The sequence below is a fragment of the Mycobacterium sp. NGS19 genome, from assembly GCF_059813155.1.
In genome coordinates this window covers 866,498-887,029 of record NZ_JCALEB010000001.1, presented here as the reverse complement: position 1 = coordinate 887,029, position 20,532 = coordinate 866,498, and the positions used below count along the sequence as shown (strand labels likewise).

The 20,532-nt window shown below is 66.5% G+C and carries 21 protein-coding genes and 1 tRNA gene; 12 read left to right on the top strand and 10 right to left on the bottom strand.

Annotation, left to right across the window (positions count from 1 at the left end):
- Window position 1 precedes the first annotated feature (1 nt).
- Window positions 2–1,033 carry a phosphotransferase family protein gene (locus AC5Y4N_RS04605; protein WP_499910803.1) on the top strand — a complete coding sequence of 344 codons (1,032 nt, stop codon included), beginning with the start codon at window positions 2–4 and terminating at the stop codon, window positions 1,031–1,033.
- A gap of 61 nt (window positions 1,034–1,094) precedes the next feature.
- Here AC5Y4N_RS04605 and AC5Y4N_RS04600 read toward each other — a convergent pair whose 3' ends face one another.
- Both AC5Y4N_RS04600 and AC5Y4N_RS04595 read right to left on the bottom strand, forming a co-directional pair.
- Entirely contained in the window at window positions 1,095–1,727 is a 633-nt protein-coding gene (locus tag AC5Y4N_RS04600; protein WP_499910799.1) for a fasciclin domain-containing protein, read from the bottom strand.
- A gap of 330 nt (window positions 1,728–2,057) precedes the next feature.
- Window positions 2,058–2,438, bottom strand: coding sequence for a LapA family protein (locus tag AC5Y4N_RS04595; protein WP_499910796.1), 381 nt, complete (start codon window positions 2,436–2,438; stop codon window positions 2,058–2,060).
- A gap of 88 nt (window positions 2,439–2,526) precedes the next feature.
- Here AC5Y4N_RS04595 and AC5Y4N_RS04590 point away from each other — a divergent pair, with 88 nt between their 5' ends.
- Genes AC5Y4N_RS04590 through AC5Y4N_RS04570 form a run of 5 tightly spaced genes read left to right on the top strand, consistent with a single transcriptional unit; the run spans window position 2,527 to window position 6,482 of the window.
- Entirely contained in the window at window positions 2,527–3,456 is a 930-nt protein-coding gene (locus AC5Y4N_RS04590) for an ABC transporter substrate-binding protein (RefSeq protein ID WP_499910794.1), read from the top strand.
- A complete protein-coding gene (locus tag AC5Y4N_RS04585; RefSeq protein ID WP_499910792.1) occupies window positions 3,453–4,475 on the top strand; it encodes an ABC transporter ATP-binding protein in 1,023 nt (340 codons plus the stop codon). The genes AC5Y4N_RS04590 and AC5Y4N_RS04585 overlap by 4 nt, the downstream gene beginning before the upstream one ends.
- A complete protein-coding gene (locus tag AC5Y4N_RS04580; protein ID WP_499910790.1) occupies window positions 4,475–5,125 on the top strand; it encodes an ABC transporter permease in 651 nt (216 codons plus the stop codon). Before AC5Y4N_RS04585 ends, AC5Y4N_RS04580 begins: the two co-directional genes overlap by 1 nt.
- Window positions 5,122–5,892, top strand: a complete 771-nt coding sequence (locus tag AC5Y4N_RS04575; RefSeq protein WP_499910788.1) for an ABC transporter permease — start codon at window positions 5,122–5,124, stop codon at window positions 5,890–5,892. Before AC5Y4N_RS04580 ends, AC5Y4N_RS04575 begins: the two co-directional genes overlap by 4 nt.
- A 44-nt stretch (window positions 5,893–5,936) precedes the next feature.
- Complete coding sequence (locus AC5Y4N_RS04570; protein WP_499911040.1) at window positions 5,937–6,482, top strand: putative glycolipid-binding domain-containing protein; 546 nt, start codon at window positions 5,937–5,939, stop codon at window positions 6,480–6,482.
- On the opposite strand, the gene AC5Y4N_RS04565 is transcribed toward AC5Y4N_RS04570, so the two are convergent.
- Window positions 6,445–7,404 carry a prephenate dehydrogenase gene (locus tag AC5Y4N_RS04565; protein WP_499910786.1) on the bottom strand — a complete coding sequence of 320 codons (960 nt, stop codon included), beginning with the start codon at window positions 7,402–7,404 and terminating at the stop codon, window positions 6,445–6,447. The genes AC5Y4N_RS04570 and AC5Y4N_RS04565 overlap by 38 nt on opposite strands.
- 84 nt (window positions 7,405–7,488) lie before the next feature.
- On the opposite strand from AC5Y4N_RS04565, the gene AC5Y4N_RS04560 reads away from it, so the two are divergent.
- Together AC5Y4N_RS04560 and AC5Y4N_RS04555 are read left to right on the top strand one after the other, a co-directional pair.
- A complete protein-coding gene (locus AC5Y4N_RS04560) occupies window positions 7,489–8,010 on the top strand; it encodes a tRNA adenosine deaminase-associated protein (protein WP_499910784.1) in 522 nt (173 codons plus the stop codon).
- A 19-nt stretch (window positions 8,011–8,029) separates the two neighbouring features.
- On the top strand, window positions 8,030–8,482 hold the full coding sequence (locus AC5Y4N_RS04555) for a nucleoside deaminase (RefSeq protein ID WP_499910781.1): 453 nt from the start codon (window positions 8,030–8,032) through the stop codon (window positions 8,480–8,482).
- On the opposite strand, the gene AC5Y4N_RS04550 is transcribed toward AC5Y4N_RS04555, so the two are convergent.
- Genes AC5Y4N_RS04550 through AC5Y4N_RS04540 form a run of 3 tightly spaced genes read right to left on the bottom strand, consistent with a single transcriptional unit; the run spans window position 8,397 to window position 10,988 of the window.
- Window positions 8,397–9,152 carry a hypothetical protein gene (locus AC5Y4N_RS04550; RefSeq protein WP_499910779.1) on the bottom strand — a complete coding sequence of 252 codons (756 nt, stop codon included), beginning with the start codon at window positions 9,150–9,152 and terminating at the stop codon, window positions 8,397–8,399. The genes AC5Y4N_RS04555 and AC5Y4N_RS04550 overlap by 86 nt on opposite strands.
- Complete coding sequence (locus AC5Y4N_RS04545) at window positions 9,145–10,674, bottom strand: putative alpha/beta hydrolase (RefSeq protein WP_499910776.1); 1,530 nt, start codon at window positions 10,672–10,674, stop codon at window positions 9,145–9,147. The genes AC5Y4N_RS04550 and AC5Y4N_RS04545 overlap by 8 nt, the downstream gene beginning before the upstream one ends.
- Window positions 10,675–10,676: 2 nt before the next feature.
- Entirely contained in the window at window positions 10,677–10,988 is a 312-nt protein-coding gene (locus tag AC5Y4N_RS04540) for a DUF2563 family protein (protein WP_499910773.1), read from the bottom strand.
- A gap of 136 nt (window positions 10,989–11,124) precedes the next feature.
- On the opposite strand from AC5Y4N_RS04540, the gene AC5Y4N_RS04535 reads away from it, so the two are divergent.
- A tRNA-Ser gene (locus AC5Y4N_RS04535) sits at window positions 11,125–11,215 on the top strand.
- 39 nt (window positions 11,216–11,254) lie between these two features.
- Here AC5Y4N_RS04535 and AC5Y4N_RS04530 read toward each other — a convergent pair.
- The 3 genes from AC5Y4N_RS04530 to AC5Y4N_RS04520 all read right to left on the bottom strand — a co-directional run bounded on the left by AC5Y4N_RS04530 (window position 11,255) and on the right by AC5Y4N_RS04520 (window position 16,123).
- Window positions 11,255–12,292, bottom strand: coding sequence for a hypothetical protein (locus AC5Y4N_RS04530; protein WP_499910771.1), 1,038 nt, complete (start codon window positions 12,290–12,292; stop codon window positions 11,255–11,257).
- A 217-nt stretch (window positions 12,293–12,509) separates the two neighbouring features.
- On the bottom strand, window positions 12,510–14,978 hold the full coding sequence (gene ponA2 / locus AC5Y4N_RS04525) for a transglycosylase/D,D-transpeptidase PonA2 (protein WP_499910769.1): 2,469 nt from the start codon (window positions 14,976–14,978) through the stop codon (window positions 12,510–12,512).
- Between the two features lie 71 nt (window positions 14,979–15,049).
- Window positions 15,050–16,123 carry a phosphotransferase family protein gene (locus tag AC5Y4N_RS04520; protein WP_499910767.1) on the bottom strand — a complete coding sequence of 358 codons (1,074 nt, stop codon included), beginning with the start codon at window positions 16,121–16,123 and terminating at the stop codon, window positions 15,050–15,052.
- A gap of 44 nt (window positions 16,124–16,167) precedes the next feature.
- Here AC5Y4N_RS04520 and AC5Y4N_RS04515 point away from each other — a divergent pair, with 44 nt between their 5' ends.
- Window positions 16,168–17,034, top strand: coding sequence for a class I SAM-dependent methyltransferase (locus AC5Y4N_RS04515; RefSeq protein WP_499911038.1), 867 nt, complete (start codon window positions 16,168–16,170; stop codon window positions 17,032–17,034).
- A 7-nt stretch (window positions 17,035–17,041) separates the two neighbouring features.
- Here AC5Y4N_RS04515 and AC5Y4N_RS04510 read toward each other — a convergent pair whose 3' ends face one another.
- The gene (locus tag AC5Y4N_RS04510) at window positions 17,042–18,931 is read right to left on the bottom strand and encodes a glycosyltransferase (RefSeq protein WP_499910765.1); all 1,890 of its coding nucleotides are present in this window, start codon (window positions 18,929–18,931) and stop codon (window positions 17,042–17,044) included.
- Between the two features lie 194 nt (window positions 18,932–19,125).
- Between AC5Y4N_RS04510 and AC5Y4N_RS04505 the strand changes: the two genes are divergently transcribed.
- Window positions 19,126–20,055 (top strand): Rieske (2Fe-2S) protein, encoded by a 930-nt coding sequence (locus AC5Y4N_RS04505; RefSeq protein WP_499910762.1) that lies wholly within the window; start codon window positions 19,126–19,128, stop codon window positions 20,053–20,055.
- Window positions 20,052–20,531 (top strand): hemerythrin domain-containing protein, encoded by a 480-nt coding sequence (locus AC5Y4N_RS04500; protein ID WP_499910759.1) that lies wholly within the window; start codon window positions 20,052–20,054, stop codon window positions 20,529–20,531. The genes AC5Y4N_RS04505 and AC5Y4N_RS04500 overlap by 4 nt, the downstream gene beginning before the upstream one ends.
- Window position 20,532: the final 1 nt, after the last annotated feature.

Below are 20,532 nucleotides of genomic sequence, written 5' to 3'. Positions count from 1 at the left end.
GGTGACCACCGACAGCCTCGCTGGACTCGACCTCGCTGCGCTCGACCGCTATCTGCACGGCGTCGGCGTTCCCCGCCACGGAGAGCTGCGTGCGTCGTTGATCTCCGGCGGGCGGTCCAACCTGACGTTCGACGTGCGTGACGATGCATCTGAGTGGGTGCTGCGCCGACCGCCGCTGCATGGTCTGACACCGTCCGCGCATGACATGGCCCGCGAGTACCGGGTGGTGGCGGCGCTGGCCGGCACGGGTGTGCCGGTGGCCAAGGCGGTCGCGTTGTGCGAGGACGAGTCCGTGCTCGGCGCTCCATTTGCGATGGTCGAGTACGTCGACGGTCGCATCGTGCGCACGCGCGACGAGCTGCAAGCCCTCGGTGGCCGTGATGTCATCGACGGCTGCGTGACTGGTCTGGTGCAGGTGCTCGCGAATCTGCATGCCGTCGACCCGGGCGAAGTGGGGCTGGGCGACTTCGGCCGTCCCGAAGGCTATTTGGCTCGTCAGGTCAAGCGCTGGGGCGGTCAGTGGCAGTACGTGCGCGAGCAGGACGACCCGCGGGATGCCGACGTGCAGCGGCTGCATTCTCTGCTGGCGCAAGCGGTTCCGGCGGAGAGCGGGGCGTCGATCGTGCACGGTGACTACCGCATCGACAATACGATTCTCGACAAACAGGACGCGTCGGTGGTACGCGCGGTGGTGGACTGGGAAATGTCCACGCTCGGCGATCCGCTCAGCGACGTCGCGTTGATGTGTATCTACCGCGATCCCGCGATGGATGCGATCGTGAAGATGAACGCGGCGTGGACGTCAGAGTTGTTGCCGTCGGCTGACGCGCTGGCGCAACGCTATTCAATGATCTCCGGCCGCGAGCTCACGCATTGGTCGTTTTATCTGGCGCTGGCGTACTTCAAGTTGGCGATCATCGCCGCGGGAGTGGATTTCCGCGACCGGTTGGCCGCCGGCGGCGGCCCGCCCGACTGGGACAACGACGTCGTCGCGCCGCTGATCACCGCCGGCCTGCGCGAGATCAAGAATTGACTCTGCGCTGAGAGCTTGAGCCGCTTGGCTTTTCACGCTCTCAGCGCAGAGTCGATAGCAGTCACGCAGCCGGCGGCATCAACACCGTGTCGATCATGTAGACGGTTGCGTTCGCCGTCTTCACGCCACCGCAGACCAGGCTGGCATCGTTGACCTTGATGTTGTCGCCGGAGCCGGTGACAGTCACCGTCGCTCCCTGCAGCGTCTTGTGGGTTCCCACGACCTTGTCGGGCGCCGCCTGGCCGGCCACCACGTGGTACGTGAGGATCTTGGTCAGCGTGTCTGAGTCGGTCTTCAGCGAATCGATGGTCGACTGCGGCAGCTTCTTGAACGCGTCATCGGTGGGCGCGAACACGGTGTACTGACCGTTGTTCAGGGTCTCCACCAGGTTCACGTTCGGGTTGAGCTTGCCCGACAGCGCAGCAGTCAGCGTGGTGAGCATGGGATTGTTCGACGCCGCGACCGCCACGGGGTCTTGGGCCATACCCTCGACGGAGCCCGGGCCGGTCGGAACCTGTTGCGCATAACCGGCGCATCCCGGCCCGACCAAGCTGGAGGCCGCCGGCGCAGTGGCCATGCTGGTGCTCGTCGGCGCCGCCGATGTGCTGCTGTCGTTCGAACAGGCCGACAGGCCAACCACCGCGACAACGGAAAATCCTGCCAGCGCAAGGGTTCTGTATTGAGGGTGCCGCATCATCACTCCTTCGTGTGTGACGGCGGGTGCCGTCGGTGACCGTGGTCGCAAAGCCATTCGGAGCGACCGCTCACGCGGATGGGTTCCGTTTCCTTACCGCCGCCACCGTGCGCGTCTGCACGTCGACACGCCGGTCCATGCCAAACGGCAGCGCACGCTCGTGCAGCGGAGGAGTGGTCAACAGCGGTTCAGTGACGCATGCAAACGTCACCCGGGGCGGTCGACGGATCATCCGTCGGTCAACTCGACGTGCAGGTAAGTCAAGCGCTGCAGATGTTTTCGGTCACCTACGCATACCTGGCGGGTGCGGGCAACGGCGCCTTCGGTCAGTCAGCGGCGGCCACCGCGCAGGTTCCGTTTCGCAGCGCGCCGTAGCTGAAACATGCGCGCGGCACCCGTCAGCACGGTGATGCCGGCGCCGCAGACCGCGGACACCAGGATCGCCAGCGCCACCGGTGTGTTCCAACTCCAGCCGAAGAAGTGAATCGTCGTCGAGTCGGTGTTCTGGCCGATGAAGATCAGCAGCAGAACGAGGATGAGCAGCCCCACGATAAGGGACCACCACGCCGCGGCTGTCCTGGTGAACTTCACCGCTGATTGCGGTGGCGTGGCCGAGGGTGAAAGAGCGTCGCTGCTGCCGGCCGTGGTGTGAGCGGGCACGACGGGCGGCGGCTCGGGCGGTTCGGGGGGCACCCGAGGATCGCTGGTCATACTTCATCTTCACCCGTTCCGAGGGAGAATCAAACCTCTGGCGCGTTATGGTTCGGTCCATCAGACGGCGCCTGCCGAGAGGAATGCCATGGTCCGAGCTCGACGGCGTTTGTCGGCACTCGTCGCCGGGGCGGTGTTGATGGCCGGCTGCGGAAGCGCCAACCCGCTCGGGGGCGGTCCGGTGTCGGGCGACCTCAAGTCGATCGCCGTGGGGTCGGCCGATTTCCCCGAGTCCAAGATCGTGGCCGAGATTTACGCGCAGGCCTTACAGGCCAACGATTTCAACGTTCGCCGTCAGTTCGGCATCGGCAGCCGCGAGACGTACATCCCTGCGGTCAAGGACCATTCGATCGACCTGATCCCGGAATACACCGGCAACCTACTGCAGTATTTCGATCCCAAGACGACAGCCACGAGTGCCGACGCCGTGGTCCTCGCGCTGCTGAAGGTGCTGCCCGGCGACCTGTCTGTCCTCACGCCGTCACCGGCGAATGACACCGACACCGTGACCGTCACCCGCGGCACCGGGACCAAGTGGAACCTCAAGACCATCGGCGACCTCGCCGCCCACTCGGCGGAGGTGAAATTCGGGGCGCCGTCGGAATTCCTCAATCGCACCGAAGGATTGCCGGGCCTCAAGGCGAAGTACGGACTGGACATCAGCCCCGGCAACTTCGTGGCGATCAGCGACGGAGGCGGCCCGGCGACCGTCAAGGCGTTGGTCAACGGCACTGTCACCGCCGCCGATCTTTTCAGTACGTCGCCGGCCATCCCCCAAAACGACCTTGTGGTGCTCGAGGATCCGAAGAACAACTTCCTGGCCGCCAACGTCGTTCCGCTGGTGAACTCGCAGAAGATGTCCGATCGGCTCAAGACGGTGCTCGACGCGGTCTCGGCCAAGCTCACCACTGAGGATCTGATCAATCTCAACACCGCCGTATCGGGCAACGCGGGCGTCGACCCGGACGATGCGGCCCGAAAGTGGTTGCAAGACAACGGCTTCGACAAACCGAGATGATCACCTTCGACGCTGTCAGCAAGACCTACCCCGACGGCACCGTCGCGGTGGACAACCTGACCCTCGACGTGCCCGCCGGCACCTTGGCGGTCTTCGTCGGCCCGTCCGGCTGCGGCAAGACGACCTCGATGCGGATGATCAACCGGATGATCGAGCCCACCTCGGGCAGGCTCACCGTCGACGGCGCCGACGTCACCAGCGTGGACCCGGTCAAGCTCCGGCTCGGGATCGGCTATGTGATCCAAAGCGCCGGGCTGATGCCGCATCAGCGGGTGATCGACAACGTGGCGACCGTTCCGGTGCTGCGCGGACAGTCGCGCCGCAGCGCACGCAAGGCCGCGCTGGAGGTGATGGCGCGCGTGGGTCTCGACCCGAAACTGGCCGACCGCTATCCCGCGCAATTGTCCGGTGGTCAGCAGCAGCGCGTGGGGGTGGCGCGTGCGCTGGCCGCCGACCCGCCGATCCTGTTGATGGACGAGCCGTTCTCCGCCGTCGACCCGGTGGTCCGCGAAGAGCTGCAAGCCGAAATGCTGCGGCTGCAAAGCGAATTGCGCAAGACGGTGGTCTTCGTCACCCATGACATCGACGAGGCCGTGAAGATCGGCGACAAGGTCGCGGTGTTCGGCCCGGGCGGCGTGCTTGCGCAGTACGCCGAGCCCGCGCAGCTGCTGGCCAACCCGGCCGACGAGTTCGTCGCGAGTTTCGTCGGCGCCGACCGCGGCTACCGCAGGTTGCAGTTCTTCCACGCCTCCGGTCTGCGGTTGCATGAAATCCGGCGCGTCGGCGATTGGGAGCTGGTGACCGACTCCGACGGGGCGCCGGTCGGATGGCGCAACGCCGACGGGCTGGTCGCAGCCGGCTCGCTGTTTCGTCCCAACGGCACGCTGCGTCAGGCGCTCGACGCGGCGCTGTCATCGCCGGCGGGGGTCGGTGTCGCGGTCGACGACGCCGGCAAGGTGATCGGCGGCGTGCGCGCCGACGACGTGCTCGCCGCGCTCGACGAACAGCGGAACCGCTGATGCGCTACCTACTGAACCACCTCGACGACGGCTGGGCGCTCACACTGGTCCATCTGCGTCTGTCGCTGATCCCCGTGCTGCTGGGGCTTGTGATCGCGGTGCCGCTGGGGGCGTTCGTGCAACGGACACGTCTGCTGCGGCGGCTCACCACGATGAGTGCGAGCATCGTGTTCACGATCCCGTCGCTGGCGCTGTTCGTGGTGCTGCCGCTGATCATCCCGACACGAATTCTCGACGAGGCCAACGTGATCGTCGCGCTGACGCTGTACACGATCGCGCTTCTGGTACGCGCGGTGCCCGAGGCGCTCGACGCGGTGCCCGCTCACGTTGTCGACGCCGCTACGGCCGTCGGCTACCGCCCGCTTCTGCGGATGGTCAAAGTCGAACTGCCGCTGGCCATTCCGGTGCTCGTCGCGAGCCTTCGAGTGGTCGCCGTGACCAACATCTCGATGGTGTCCGTGGGCTCGGTGATCGGCATCGGCGGGCTGGGCACCTGGTTCACCGAGGGATATCAGGCCGACAAGAGCGACCAGATCATCGCCGGCATCATCGCGATTTTCGTGCTCGCGATCGTCGTCGACACAGCGATCCTGGTGGCCGGACGGCTGGCGACGCCGTGGGTGCGCGCGCAACGGATGGGTGCCCGATGAACTTCCTGCAGCAAGCGCTGTCCTACATCTTCACCGCCGCCAATTGGGGCGGCAGCGCCGGGCTGCTGGCCCGCACCGGCGAGCATCTGCAGTACACAGCGGTAGCGGTCGCCGTGTCGGTGGTGATCGCGGTGCCGATCGGCATGGCGGTGGGCCATACCGGCCGCGGCACGTTGGTGGTGGTCACCGCGGTGAACGCGCTGCGTGCGCTGCCGACGCTGGGTGTACTGCTGCTGGGTGTGCTGCTGTGGGGGCTCGGGCTGGTGCCACCGACGGTGGCGTTGATGCTGCTGGGCATTCCGCCGCTACTGGCCGGCACTTACGCCGGGATCGGGAACGTCGACCCGGCGGTGGTCGATGCCGCGCGGGCGATGGGCATGACGGAGTTGCGGGTGCTGCTGCGGGTGGAGCTTCCGAACGCACTGCCGCTGATCCTCGGCGGCCTGCGCACCGCGGTGCTTCAAGTGGTGGCGACGGCCACGGTCGCGGCGTACGCCAGCCTGGGCGGACTGGGCCGCTACTTGATCGACGGCATCAAGGTGCGCCAGTTCTACATCGCGTTGGTGGGGGCGCTCATGGTGACTGCGCTGGCGCTGATTCTCGACGCGCTGCTGGCATTCGCGGTGTGGGTTTCCGTGCCGGGCACGGGTCGGCTCCGACGAATGCCGGCTCGGCTCGTCGACGATGTAGCGTCCGTCACAACGCCGCAAACCACATCAGGGACCGCGGGCGCAGTGAGCACTCCGTCGCTTACCGTAGAGAGGTGAGCGCGAGCCCGTCCGACCCGACATCGAGTCCCTGGCCGACGATCATGACATGGCGCGCCTATGACGTCGCGCGCATGGAGTCGGCGCGAGTTCACCTGTCCGGCAACAGAATCAAGGCATACGGCCGTATCGTGGCCGGCCCCACCGACGCGCATCCCCCGTTCAGCGCGTCCTACGATCTGGTCACCGACGAAGGCGGTGCTACCAAGCGGCTGTCGATGAGTCTGACCCTGCCTGAACGCGACCGCCATCTCTCCATTGCGCGTGACGACGAGAACATGTGGTCGATCACCAACAACCAAGGCCTGTCGCGAGGCGCATTCGACGGCGCTCTCGACGTCGACGTGGTGTTCAGCCCGTTCTTCAACACGCTGCCCATTCGCCGAACTGGGGTGTACAAGCGTCGAGAGTCGGTGACAGTTCCTGTGGTGTACGTGATGCTGCCCGACTTCGAGGTGAAGCCGGCCTCGATTTCCTACAGCAGCGAAGCCGATGGGATCAAGCTGCATTCACCGGTGGCTCAGACCAAGGTCACCGTCGACGACCACGGCTTCATTCTGGACTATCCCGGACTGGCGGCACGGATCTGATCACGCCGCCGGCCCTGCCGAGGGCGGCCAGTTCCTCACGCCAGCGTTCCTCGCCCACGACGATTCCGGCGATCTCGTAGCGGGAGAAGCCGTCGTAGCGCATGCGGGCGGCGTGGCCGTCGTCGACCAGCTCGGCGACCGAACCGTGTTGGGCCAGTACCGTGCGGGCGCGCGTCATCAGCTCGATCGTCCGGTCGAGCACCGGCAGCAGCTGCTCGGCGTTGGTCTCGCACATCGCGCGGACGAGTTCCGGCGTGGTGGCCGCCACCCTGGTCACGTCCCGAAACGACCCGGCCGCCAGCGCGAACGCCAGGGGTACTTCGCCGGCGGTGATCGCAACGGCCTCGGCGACGATGTGGGGAAGATGCGAAATCGCGGCCGCGGCTGCGTCGTGCTCGTCGGACCTGGCAGGCACCACCACCGAGCCGCAATCCAGGGCGAGCTCGGTGACCGTCGTCCAGCAGTGTGGGTCGACGTGGTCGTCGACGGCCACCACCCATGGCGCGCCGACGAACAGGCGGGCGTTTCCCGCCGACCAGCCGGAGTGGGTGGTGCCAGCCATCGGGTGTCCGCCGACGAACCGCGTCTGCAACCCGAATCTCTGAATTTCTTGCAGCACAGCCACTTTGACGCTGGTGACGTCGGTGAGTGGATTGTCGGGGGCCATGTCCCTGACGTATGGGAGCAGGATGGACAGCGCAGGGGCGGGAACGGCCAACACGATTAGGGCGTTGGCATCGGCGGCGCGGTGCAGTGCTTCGTCGAGGTGGTGCGTGGCGTCGAAGCCGTCGAACCGGGCGGCGGTGACAGCCTCGACGGAGCGGTTGTAGCCGAAGACCTCGCGGCCGGCCTTTGCCGCTGCCCGCATGATCGACCCGCCGATCAGGCCCATGCCCAGCACGCAGACGGGTGTCGTGGTCACGTGTTCAAGGTTGGCACATCCGGTTGAGGGCGTCTGCTGCCAATAGTGGTCAAGGCGCGTGGTCGGGGACTACCGTATGCGGCCATGGGACCACAGCGTCGACCGGCGAAGGAGCAGACCCGGGAAATCCCCGAAGGCTTCGCGCTGGCGGTGGTCCGAGAGAACGGCCAGTGGCGGTGCGCGCCGATGCGGTCCAGGGCATTGACCAGCCTCGCCGCCGCTGAGACTGAGTTGCGCGAATTACGCAGTGCCGGTGCGGTTTTCGGTTTGCTCAATATCGACGACGAGTTTTTCGTCATCGTGCGGCCCGCGCCGTCGGGCACGCGGCTGTTCCTGTCCGACGCGACCGCCGCGCTGGACTACGACATTGCCGCGGAGGCGCTGGAGAAGCTCGACGCCGACATCGACTACGACGAACTGGACCCGAACGAGCCGTTCGAGGAGGGCGACCTCGGCGTGCTGTCGGACGTGGGCCTGCCCGAGGCGGTCCTCGGGGTGATCCTGTCCGACACCGACCTGTACGCCGACGAGCAGCTGGGGATGATTGCCGCCCGCATGGGCTTCACCGACGAGTTCTCGGCAGCGCTCGATCGATTGAATCGGTGATTTCGCACCCGAACTGATGGTGCCCAGTGACGAGGACTTGATAGGCGTCGCCCTGCAAGCTGCAGCGAGCGCGGGGCCCCGCGACGTTCCGGTGGGGGCGGCGGTGTTCAGCGCCGACGGCATCGAGCTGGCACGGGCCGCCAATGCGCGCGAGGCTTTGGGCGACCCCACTGCCCACGCGGAGATCTTGGCGCTGCGGGCGGCGGCGCGAGTGCTGGGTGACGGGTGGCGACTCGAAGGCGCGACGCTGGCGGTGACGGTCGAGCCGTGCACCATGTGCGCAGGGGCGCTGGTGATGGCGCGGGTGGCGCGGCTGGTGTTCGGGGCATGGGAGCCCAAGACGGGGGCGGTCGGATCGCTGTGGGACGTGGTGCGGGATCGGCGGCTCACGCACCGCCCGCAGGTCCGCGGCGGGGTGCTGGCGGAGGAGTGTGCGGCGGTGCTGGAGGAGTTCTTCGCTCGGCAGCGGTGACGCGCCCGGCGGCGTGCCGACCGCCTGGCGGCGGCATCCGTTGGCCGATGACGTAACCGATGGCGTACATCACCGGCGGCACGCCATAAAGCGGTATCGAGGCGAGGGAGGCGATCCCCGCCTGCACGTACTGCTGGCGGACGACAGGAAGCCGTCGCCGCGCGTCGTCGGCACCGCATCCCAGAGCGGCGAGCGCCATCAGAAGCGCCAAAAGCCCTGCGGCCGTAGCGAATCCGAGGTTTGCTACGGTGACGCCGAGGAAAACCATCAGTATCGCCACAATCCACCAGAATTTCGCTGCCGAGATGTCGCTGTACGCGTCCGGCGGCGGCGGGCTCGGCGGCGGAGGCTGTTGGTAGCTGGATCGCAGGGAAAACACTCGCTTCCCGAACTTCAGGTAGGGAGTCGACACGTAGGCACGGCCAACCGCGACGGACACCACGAGAGCCAGCACTCCGGCCGCGGCCGCCCAGCCGCGGAAGAACACCGAACCGGCAGCCAGCACACCGCCGCCGAGCCACCCGATCCAGTAGATCCGACGCTGCACGTCGACGCTGTGCACGACGATGTCTGCGACGAACGCGAGTGCCCAGACGGCGAACGCCGCGATCAACAATGTCTTCGACCACGTGGGTTGATGAACGTGGGCCCACGCCGCGGCATCAACCACTGGTCGCCCACTGGTAGACGGCATTCGTGCCTTTCTCGCCGGCGATGCCGCCGACGATCGAGCCGATGATTCCCCCGATGAGTGCCCCTTCGGGTCCTATCCATGTGCCGGCGGCCGCACCCAGTCCGAAGCCGCCTAACAAGCCGCCGCCAATGCTTCCTGCCGTCGTGGCCAACGTTTCGCCGGCTGGCGCGCCGTTGTAGATATCGTCGAGCGCCAACCCGATCGAGATGAGGTCGCCCGCTGTCCCCAGCCGCTTACCCAGCCTTTTCATGACCTCGATATCGGCAGGATAGGAAATTTGGAGATTGTGCCGTCCGAAGCTCTCCGCGGCAGCGGCCCGTTCCAAGCCCTCACCTGCCGGGCCGGCGAGCGTGCCGGCACCGTTCGCCAGTTGCTGCCATGTGATCCCCCGAGATAGTTGACCCACCGCTGATACCGCACCCCTCGGCGACATGCCTTGTCGCTCCAGTTCTTGGAGCACTTTCCGGGTGGCCATGATCTTGGCCTGTTGTTCGGAACTGTCGAGTAACCACGTCGCCTCGTCTGGTGTCTTACCGCGAACATTCATCTCTGGAAAGCCGCGTTCCAGGTTTCGTTGCCAGTCCAGGCGCATCTTCGCCCGAGTGAAGGCGTCTTGACCGAGGATGGGATCCACCGCTGTGGGTTGGCCGCGCCGAACGACGTTGAAGTCCTCGAGACGTTCTCCGGCAAGCAATCGTGACGTCCCATTGGCGTTGGGATCGTTGACGGTCGCATAGTCACGCAGCCGAGCCCCGGCGTGGCGCACGTCCTGGGTATCTGGACCTCCTCTGCTGACCAAAGCCTGATCCGCTGCTCGCTGCGTCTGGTCGTACGTTTGCGCGGCGGCTTGAGCGTCTTCCCAAGGGGTGCGGTTGCCGTCGGCGTCGAGTCCGTCGAGGATCCCGGGATCGTAGCCATCAAGACCGCGCAACTGGTTCATGCCATCGCACAGGGCAGTTGAATAGGTGTCGCGGATGGCCCCAACCTTACGTAATGCGTCGGTCGTCACCCGGATGGCATCGTCACGCTGGATCTCGATGTCACTCGATGACGCGGCGCTGGCCAGAATTGCGGCGATCTGAGCGTCGATTCCTAACAGCAGTCCATTGAGGTTTCCGATAACCGGTTTGGCGGATTGCTGCGCCTCCGCCAATGCCGCAGCGATTCCTTCCAGGTCGACGCCGATGTCCGTCAATTGCTGCAGATGCAGGTCCAACTGCTGAGTGGCGCGCTGAACCTCGGCTGAATCATGGATCTGATACCGACCGGGATCGCGATCCCATGCCGCGTCGAACCGGCGTTTCGCTGCGGCGAAGTCGTTCGATGTCTCTTCGGTGCTCCAGCCGGCCTTGTAGAACGCTTCCGCGAGCGCCGCGATCTGCCCCGGTTCGCCCTTTTGCAGAGATTCGTTTACCCGCCACGGGTCACCACCCGAGCCACTGACCAGTTCATCGACAGATAAGTACCTCAGCGCGGGCGCTCCCTCCGCATGGCCCACGGTCAGCTGATGCCGTGGCGCAGGGCTGCGACGGCTCCGGTATTGCCTCCTTCAGCTCTGGCGAAATCGTGTCCGGCTGCCTGTGCCTTCGCGCCGATGTCCGTCAACAATTGGTTGTGCCGACGCATCAGCGAGACGTGCTTGGAGTGGTGCGCCTGAATTTTGCTGTGGTATGCCAGCGCCGCGTCGAAGTCACCGAACATGCCCCGGGGAACGGACACTGTCGCGAGTTCATCGGCGCCCAAGGCGATCCGATTCGCGGCGGAATGGGTCGCATTGGCGCCGGCGTGCAGGAGCTCAGGCTCAACCTTCATCGTCGCCCCCTTCATGAGCAGTTGTTTTCATGAACGAGCCTAAGGGCCGATGAGGAGTGCCTCGCGCACCAAAAAACACGGTCGCTTGCGCCAAGCGATTGGAACGAGCCCGCGGTCGGCCGGTAAGCTGACCCGCGGTGGCGTGTCCGAGCGGCCTAAGGAGCACGCCTCGAAAGCGTGTGACGGGTAACCCCCGTCCGAGGGTTCAAATCCCTCCGCCACCGCCAAAAAAATTTGCGACATCCGGCGACCCGAAGACCACCGTGTCAGTGCGACGACGGCTTCTTCGTCTGGTGCCTGTTGTTGTGCGGCGCTGTAACGGCTTGGCCCGTGGCCTGATCGTGTTTGCGGACTGAGCCGACGGGCTTGGTGCGATCGGTCGCCGTCCAGTCGGCGTGCTTACCGGCGCTGGCGCTGGAGCGCATCACTGGTCGTGCCGCGACAAGAGACGGTGCCTGTGCAGCGTCGTCGCCCCGGACCACCCTGCTCGGCTGCAGCGTCGTGGCCGAAGTATGGGTGCGAGTCATGCCGGTGAACGGCGTCTGGTTGCTTGCCACCCTGTTGGCGGTCCCACTGCGTGCCGAGACTGTCGCCGGTGTGATCGGGATGGGTTCGGTGAACGCATGCTGGACGAACCCGATCGAGTCACTGACCGTCCTCGACACAGAGGCGCCCACCGCCGACAGCGTCACCCCGATGTCGCCGGTGTCGCCCAGGGTGCTGAAGAACGCGTCTGCTGCTTGAGTGGCCCCGAGTATCAACCGCTCGGGTGCTTGGAACGTCAATGCCGACGCGATCTCGATCACTCGGACCGCTGCGGCTTCCAACGAGTTGTGCACCGGTGGAGGCGGCATCGTCCCTGGCGGCTGGCGCAGTGCATTGAACAGCCCGGTTCGGGCCGCGTTGAGTGCCGGCAGAAGATTCCCCGGGTTCGTGACAGCGGTGGTTCCGATGTCGATGAGGCCGACGACCGCGACCTCGAGCGCGTTCTGTGCGCGAGGCAGCACCTTCTCGAGATCATTCGTGATGATGCCGGTGACCGCGTCATTGAGCGGCCCGCTCACGGTCGCGTCGCTGAGCGCGGCAGTCTGCAGGAACGGCTCACCGGCCGCGAGCAGCCTCGCCAGGGTCAGGGGAAGGACCGCGAAGTTGGCGGGCACTTGCACGAGGCCTTGGACAATGAACGGGCAGATCAGTGAGCAGTTTTCGACCTGGTTGACCAAGAATTGATTGATCAGCGCGCCCGGCGGCAGGACCGGTTGCGCCGTGACGGCAGCGGACAGTTTGACGTCCGACCGCGCCATCGGCGAAGCATGAGTTTCCGCCGGTATCGCCGCGGCGGTCAGGGCGAAAGCGGTTGCGGTTCCGGTGCTGATCCGAACGAGCGCACGGATTGATCTGCGCATGGCCGGCCCCCTAGCTCGACTTGGCCTCCTCTCGTTGCACGACGGCGGCAAGTGATCGGTTCACTTTGGGGCAAAGATCGTCGCCGACGGGGGAGACAGCCGACGCCCAGGCGGCCTACTGCGGTGGCGGCTCGGCAGGCGGCGGGGCGGGCGGCTCGAGCACGGGAAGATTGATCGGCGGCAGGCCCGGGATCTCGACGACCGCCTGATCCGGCGATGGAGGCGGCGGCCCTTCCGGCGCCTCCACCGGTGGGCGTTCAGGCGCCCGCTCCACAGGCGGCGGAGCCGGCGCGACCCCGTTGCTGATGTTGATCGTGACGACGGACCCCGGGATCGTCTGACCGCTCGGTGTGGTGCCGACGACCGCGCCGTACGCGGCGTAGCTGTTCACCTGCGTCGGCTGGTCGGCCACCTGGAAACCCGCATCCTTCAGCCGCTGGCGTGCCGCATCCAGATTCAATCCCGACACCGGCGGCACTCGGCCGCCCGGCGCGCCGTCGACGTAGCGGGGGTCGGTCGGCGGCAGCTTCACCTCGCCGAAATCGTTGGCGATCGGCTTCATCGCCTCGAACCATGTCCGCGCCGGCTCGCTGCCCCCGTACAGGTCGCCGCCATAGCACTTGCGCAGCGGAAAGGAACAGATGCCCGACGGCACGTTGGAGTCGTCGAAGATGTACACGGCCGCCGCGTAGTGGTTGGTGAAGCCGACGAATCCCGACGACCGGTGCGACTCGGTGGTGCCGGTCTTGCCCGACATCGGCAGCGTCCAGCCGACGGACCCGGCCGACCCCGCCGCGGTGCCGCCGGGCTGGTCGTCGCGGCTCAGCGCATTGGCGAGCGTGTTGGCCAATCCCTCGGGCACCACCTGCTCGCACGGCTGAGCGGTCAACGGCACCTCTTTGCCGTGGCGGTCGACGATCTTGTCGATCGGGCTGGGCGGACACCACACCCCACCCGACGCCAGCGTCGCCGCCACATTGGACAGCTCCAGCGCGTTGAGCTGGAACGGACCCAGTGTGAACGAGCCCATGTTGCGTTCCTTGATGAAGTCGGCCAAGCTCTGGTTGCTCTGCGGGTCATAGGCCCGCGCTGTTCCCGGAGTGGCGTAGGACCGCATCCCGAGCCGGACCGCCATGTCGACGGCCCGCGGCACTCCCACCTGCTGGATCAACTTGGCGAACGCGGTGTTCGGTGAGGTGGCCAACGCCTCGGTCACGTTCATCGAACCGCGGTAGCGCCCGGCGTTGCGCACACACCAGGTCTCCCGCGGACATCCCGGCGTATCGCTGCTGCCGAGCCCCTTGGCCTGGAAGAAGCTCGGCACGTCCAGCTGGGTGTTGATCCCCATGCCCATTTCCATCGCGGCCGCAGTGGTGAAGATCTTGTAGATCGACCCAGCGCCGTCGCCGACGAGCGAGAACGGCTGCGGCTGCATGGTCTCGTCCGCGTCGACGTTCAGCCCGTACGTCCGGTTGCTGGCCATCGCCATGACCTGATGCGAATTCTTGCCGGGCCGGATCACGCTCATCACGTTCGCCACCCCGTCGAGCGTCGGGCGTGCGACGTTGTCGACCGCCTGTTTCACCGACGCCTGCACTTTGGGATCCAGCGAGGTGCGGATCAGATAACCGCCGCGCGCCACCTGCTCGCGGCTGATACCGGCCCTGGCCAGGTACTCCAAGACATAGTCACAGAAGAACGCGCGGTCGCCGGCCGCGATGCAGCCACCCGGCAGCTGCTTCGGCCGTGGCAGCACACCCAGTGGCTGCGCCTTCGCCGCGCGCAACGCGTCCGCCTGAGCCGGGAAGTTCTGAATCATGGTGTCCAGCACCAGGTTTCGACGTTGCAGCGCCCCGTCGGGGTTGAGGTAGGGATCAAGCGTGCTCGTCGACTTCACCATGCCGGCCAGCAGCGCGGCTTGCTGCCAGTTCAGCTGCGAAGCGTTGACCCCGAAGTACGTCTGCGCCGCGTCCTGCACGCCGTACGCGCCGTTGCCGAACGACACCAAATTTAGGTAGCGGGTGAGGATCTCAGGCTTGGACAGCGTCTTGTCGAGCGTCAGCGCCATCCTGATCTCGCGCAGCTTCCGGGCCGGGGTGATCTCCACTGCCGCTCGGCGCTCGGCGTCGGTCTGGGCAGTCACCAGCAGCTGATAGTTCTTCACCAACTGCTGCTCGATTGTCGATCCGCCGCGGGCGTCGATGTCGCCCGACAGGTACCCGTGCAGACCGGTCAGCGTGCCCTGCCAGTCCACGCCGCTGTGCTCGGGGAACCGCTTGTCTTCGATCGAGACGATGGCCAGCTTCATCGTGTCGGCGATCTGCTCGGTCGGCACCTCGAAGCGGCGCTGGCTGTAGATCCACGCGATCGTGTTGCCGGCCGTGTCGACCATCGTCGACACCTGCGGAATCTCGCCCTCGATCAGCTGCGCCGACCCGCCGGCCACCACGTCGGACGCCCGGTTGGACAGCAGCCCGATACTGCCGGCCAACGGAAACATCACGCCTGCTGCCAGCACGCCGGCCAGCAGACAGCACCACATCAACTTGACGACCGTCGCGGAGATCGTCGGGCGCTCCCCCATACCCAGACATTATCCGCGCCGTAGGACAGGATTCGATGCACGCCGCGTTTGGCGTGGCCACGAGCCAGCGGCTAGCCCGACGACGGCAGCTGCCGGGCCAGCTCCCAACCCTTCTGCGCGAGCGCGCGGTAGCGATCACGAAACTCCGACGTGCCGGCGCGCGCGTCGGCGGCGTTGCCGTCCAAACCGCGCCGCCACACGCCCGCCACGATCGACGCGAGCCGGAACAGCGAGAACACGATGAACACGTCGAGCGAGGCCGGCACCTCGCGGCCGGCATACCGGCAGTAGCTTTCGACAAACTCCTGCTGAGTCGGAATGCCGGTGCCGGACAGATCCTCACCGGCCACGCCGTTGCGGCCGCCCTGTTCGGCGGGCAGGTGATAGGTCAGGCATGTGTAACCGAGGTCCGCCAGCGGATGGCCGATCGTGGCGAGCTCCCAGTCCAGCACCGCGACCACCCGCGGCTGCGTCGGATCAAGCAGCACGTTGCCCAGCCGGTAGTCGCCGTGGGCAATGCACGCGGGTCCGTCGTCGGAAGGCAGATGCTGCGACAGCCATCGCGCCAAGTTGTCCATCGCCGGCATCTCTTCGACCCGGGCGGCCTCCCACTGTCTGGTCCACAGCGCCACTTGGCGTTGCATGTAGCCCTGCGGCTTGCCAAAACCGTCCAATCCGACGGCGCGCCAGTCGACCCGGTGCAGTGCCGCGAGCACCCGCGCCAGATCGTCGTACACCGCCGCGCGATGTTCGGGTGTGCCTTCACGCAACACCCGATCGGGGAAGATCCGCCCTGCGACGTAGTCCATCACGAAAAACGTTGTGCCAATGACGCTTTCGTCCTCGCACAGCAACCGCATGCGCGGCACCGGCACCTCGGTGTCGGCCAGCGCCGACATGACGCGGTATTCGCGCTCCACCTCATGGGCCCGTGGCAGCAGCTTGCCCGGCGGCTTCTTGCGCAGCACGAAATCGCCCGCAGAGGTGTGCAGGTGATACGTGGGGTTGCTCTGGCCGCCCTGGAACTGCCGAACTTGCACCTCACCGTCGAAACCCGGCAACCGGGAACGCAGGTAGCGTGACAGCGCGGCCTCGTCGAAACGGTGAGCCGGCAGCACAGGAACGAGTTCGGCGGCACCTTCCATTGACAGAAGACCGTAGTCGCACCGTTAAGGTCAAAGGCATGGGCATGCTCGACCGGCTCAAGACCGCGGCTCGGGAGAAGCTGCAACGAGCGGTGGCCGAGGTCGTCAGCGAGAAGCTCGGCGACGAACGTGCGCACACGCAGCAGTCTGCACAAGATCTGACTGCCGACGTCCTCGCCGCGATCGAGCGCGTCGACCGTCATCTCGACGACGTCGATGCCCGCCTCGGTGCCGTCGCGGACCGCATCGACGAGGTGATCCGCCGCCAGAACGAACTGGAATTCCGTGCCCGGCGCGACATCTGGTACGCCGAGGATCTACGGGTGACCGACGAGACCGCCGCGTTCGTGTTCGAGCACATGCCCAAGGCCGCGGTGTTCTGGCATCCCCACGACACACTGCGGTTCGCGCTCAACGAGATCAAGGGCCCCGGCTTGGCGCTCGAGTTCGGCGTGGCTACCGGCACCACGCTCACCATCATCGCCGACACGGTGAGCCGCGACCGTGCGGTGTTCGGCTTCGACAGCTTCGAAGGGCTGCCCGAGACGTGGCGAACCGGTTTCACCGCAGGCGAATTCGCGCAAGAGCCGCCTAAACAGATCCGGGGCGCCACGCTGGTGACCGGGCTGTTCGAAGAGTCGCTGCCGCCGTTTCTCGCCGAGCACGACGAACCCGTCGCATTCCTGCATCTGGACGCCGACCTGTACTCGTCGACCAAGACCGTGCTCGACCTCGTTGGTGACCGGCTTGCCCCCGACGCAGTGCTGCTGTTCGACGAGTACTTCAACTACCCGGGCTGGCAACACCACGAATACCGGGCATTCGACGAGTTCATCGCCCGCACCGGGCGCACATTCGAATACCTCGCCTACACCGGCAACAACGAGCAGGTGGTCGTCCGCCTGCATTAGCGAGCGGTCAGCTGCTGAACAGACGCGACCAGTTCTCGCGACTGATCAACTCCGGCAGCGCTGCCCGGTACTGCTCCTGCACCGTCGGTGCTTGTGTGCGGAATCGCCGCAGCGCCTTGGCTGCCCGCCGGGTGAGCTTCACCAGTTTTCGCTTGTCGCGCCGACGAATTCGCACCCCGGCCTGGGAGGCGTCGGTGACCACGACGTGGTCGAACAGCGATGTGTGCCACCACGTGTTGTCGTCGGACGTGACAGCGACGGGCCCGGGGATGGTGCGCCCCAGCCACTGGTACACCGCACGCTTGGCCAGCACCAGGTTCAGCCTGTCCTTGCGTGGCAGGTAGCCGCGCGGGCGCACCCGAGGCACAGCGCCGGTGAGTTCGGTGATCTTGGCCGCCGGATGCATCACGGTCTCGGGGTACTCCGAACGCTCCTGACGGATTCGCGCCAACGCGGCCGCCCCGCCGTCGCGCAGGATCTCCGGTCCGGCAAGGAAGTCTTCGATCCCTCGAATCACCGTGTGCGCCAACCCATATTGCATGGACACCAGATGTTCGGTGATCTCCCGCGCCAGCCATCGCGCGGTGGTCGGCGCGTCGATGTTGCTGTGCAGCGCATAAGTGATCAACGCGTTGCGCACCTGGAAGTAGCGGGTGAAGTCGTCGCGGTCCTTCCAGTGGAAGTCCGCGTGCCACACGCCGGCGTTGGGCAGTGTCACGGTGGGGAAGCCGTTAGCCAGAGCGCGCAAGCCGTATTCGATGTCGTCCCATTGGAAGAAGAACGGGATCGGAAGGCCGATCGCCGTGATCACCTCCGACGGGATCAGACACGACCACCAGGCGTTGTACTCGGCGTCCACCCGCTTTTCCTGCTGATGTTTGACCATGTCGGAAAAGTGCAGCGAGTTCGGCACCCAGCGGCCCGAGCGGATCTTCACCAGGTCCGTCTCTTCGGCACTGGTGAGCAGCTTTCGCGGATCCTTCAGCAACAGCATCTGCGCACCCACGCAGGTGGGCGTCGGGGTCAGGTTCGCAAAAGCGTTGAGCCGCAACACCGATTCGGGTTCGCACAGGATGTCGTCGTCCATCAAGATGACGTTGGCGTGGTCGGCGATGCTGGACACCTCGTAGAGGCCGCGGGTAAACCCGCCTGCCCCACCAAGATTCGGCTGACGCAGATACACCAGCTTGTCGCCGAGCTGCGCGGCGGCGTCGTTGAACAGCGGCCGGCTCGCGACGGCGTCGGTGCCCTGGTCGGTCACATACACCGCGTCGATCCCGGCCAGCAGCGTCTTGTCCCCGGCGATCGCCGCGACCGTGGCCGCGCATTCGTCGGCCCGGTTGAACGTGCAGATCGCGATCGCGGTCGGTCGGATCGACGGCGGAGCGGGCACGGTCCACTCCAGGTCGGTGATCGTCAGCGGCCCACCGACGGCCGTGCATTCCATCCACAGCGCACCGCCGTCGAGGTACTCGTTGAGGCGAGCAGACAGCACCGCAGTGCCGGTGCCGGCCACCTCGGTGCTCGCGACCGTCCGAGGGTTGCCGTGCGCATCCGAGGCACGCAGCAGCAGCCGCGCCGGGCTGGACGTGTCGAACAGCAGCTTCAGCTGGACCTCGGTGACGGTGGTCCAGCGCTGGAAGTAGGCGGCGGGCAGCCGCCCGAAGTAGGTGTTGGTGTCGACGGTCGCGCCGTGCTCGAGGTGCAGCGCGTGACGTTCGCGACGGGCCTTACCCTTCACCACCTGCGCGTACAGTTCGTCGGGCACCTTTGGGCTCGGGCCGGCGAACAGGCCGCGGGCCACCACCAGCCGCTCGGGTGCGGCGTGTTCGGTCAGCGCCTGTTTGAGCGCGTCGGTGCCGCCATGACCCGGCGCGCCCCGTTCGCGCTCGCTCATGCTGCTCCTACGTCGTGACGAGGGCCTGTTCTCACGCGGAAGATCCACATGGACCCGCAAGGAGACTAACAAGTCGGCGGTGTCGTCACCCTTCGCGAAACGGCCCGGTGGGGGCCTGAACCGTCGCGACCCTGAACCAAACCGTTCTCCGCTTCGTGGCACCGGTAGGGAGTCGGGGTCGGGAGGGGACGGTCATGAACACCGCGTCGAGTGATCCAGAGAACCGCTGCCGAGACGCCGGCACGTACTTAGTCGACCGGGTCGGCCGCCAGAAGTGGCTGGACCGGCCGAGCTACCGGCTCGAGCATGTGCTGACTTTTGCGTTTGCGGCGTTGGGCAGATACCGCGAGCGGGTCAGCAATGCGTTGCACGGAACCTGGCTCGGGCATCCGCTGCATCCGGCCCTGACGTCGCTGCCCACGGGTGCGATCGTTACCACGGTCGCAATGGACGCGGCCGGTGTGTTGCCCGCCCGCAGGGCCGCTTTGCGTGACGCGTCGAAGTTTGCGTTGGGCGTCGGAATTCTCGGCAGCGTCGGCGCGGCGGCAACCGGGCTGACCGACTGGCAGCACACCCACGAGCAGTCCCGCCGCGTCGGCCTGGCGCACGGCGCCGTGAACGTTGTAGCCACCGGCCTGTACGTGCAGTCGTGGCGCGACCGCCGACGCGGCCGGCATGTCAGGGGCATCCTCGGCACGGGGGTGGGCTACGGGCTCACGATTGCCAGCACTTACCTCGGCGCCGCGCTGGTGTACGGCGAGGGTATGGGAGTGGACCGCTCCGGCGCCCGATTGACCGTGGACGAATGGCGGCCCGCGTTGCCGTTGGCGGCGCTCGATGGGCAGCCGCGCCGCGTACTGGTGGACGGGATCGGGGTGGTGCTGTACCGCGACGACGACCGGGTCCTGGCCGTCGGCGAAAGCTGTCCGCACCTCGGGGCGCCGATGGCCGACGGCTGGATCGACCGCGGCGAGATCGTGTGCCCCTGGCACGGCTCGCGATTCGCATGCCAGTCCGGGGAGGTGTTGCGAGGACCGGCGACGGCGGCGCTGCCCCGTTACCCGACCCGCGTCCGTGACGGCCTGGTGGAAGTGCGCGGCAGGGGTCGCCAGGAGACACCGTGAACGCCTACGACGTGCTCTTCGAACACCACGACGTGTTGCGCGCACTGTGCAAGACGATCTCCGCGGCGTCGCCGGGCTCCGCTGACCGGGAGGCCGCCCTGGATGAACTGCTCATGGAACTCGACATCCACATGCGCATCGAAGACGACCTGTTCTATCCGGCAGTGTCGGCGGCCAGCAAGCTCGTCGCGATCGCGCACGCCGAGCATCGCCAAGTCTGGGACCAGCTCGTGGTGCTGTTGCGTACCGCGCCCTCGGCGCCGGAATACGAAGACGAATGGCAGGCATTCGTCACGGTGCTCGACGCCCACGCCAACGAAGAGGAGCGTGACCTCTGCCCGCCGCCCGTGGAGCTGGAACAGGCTTTCTTGGACCGGCTCGGTGACCAGATGGCCGCGCGCATCGGCCAATTGCGCGAGTCGCGCATCGAGAAGTTGCGCGTGAAAGGGCGCTCGGCGCTGTTGCGCGCGTTGTGAC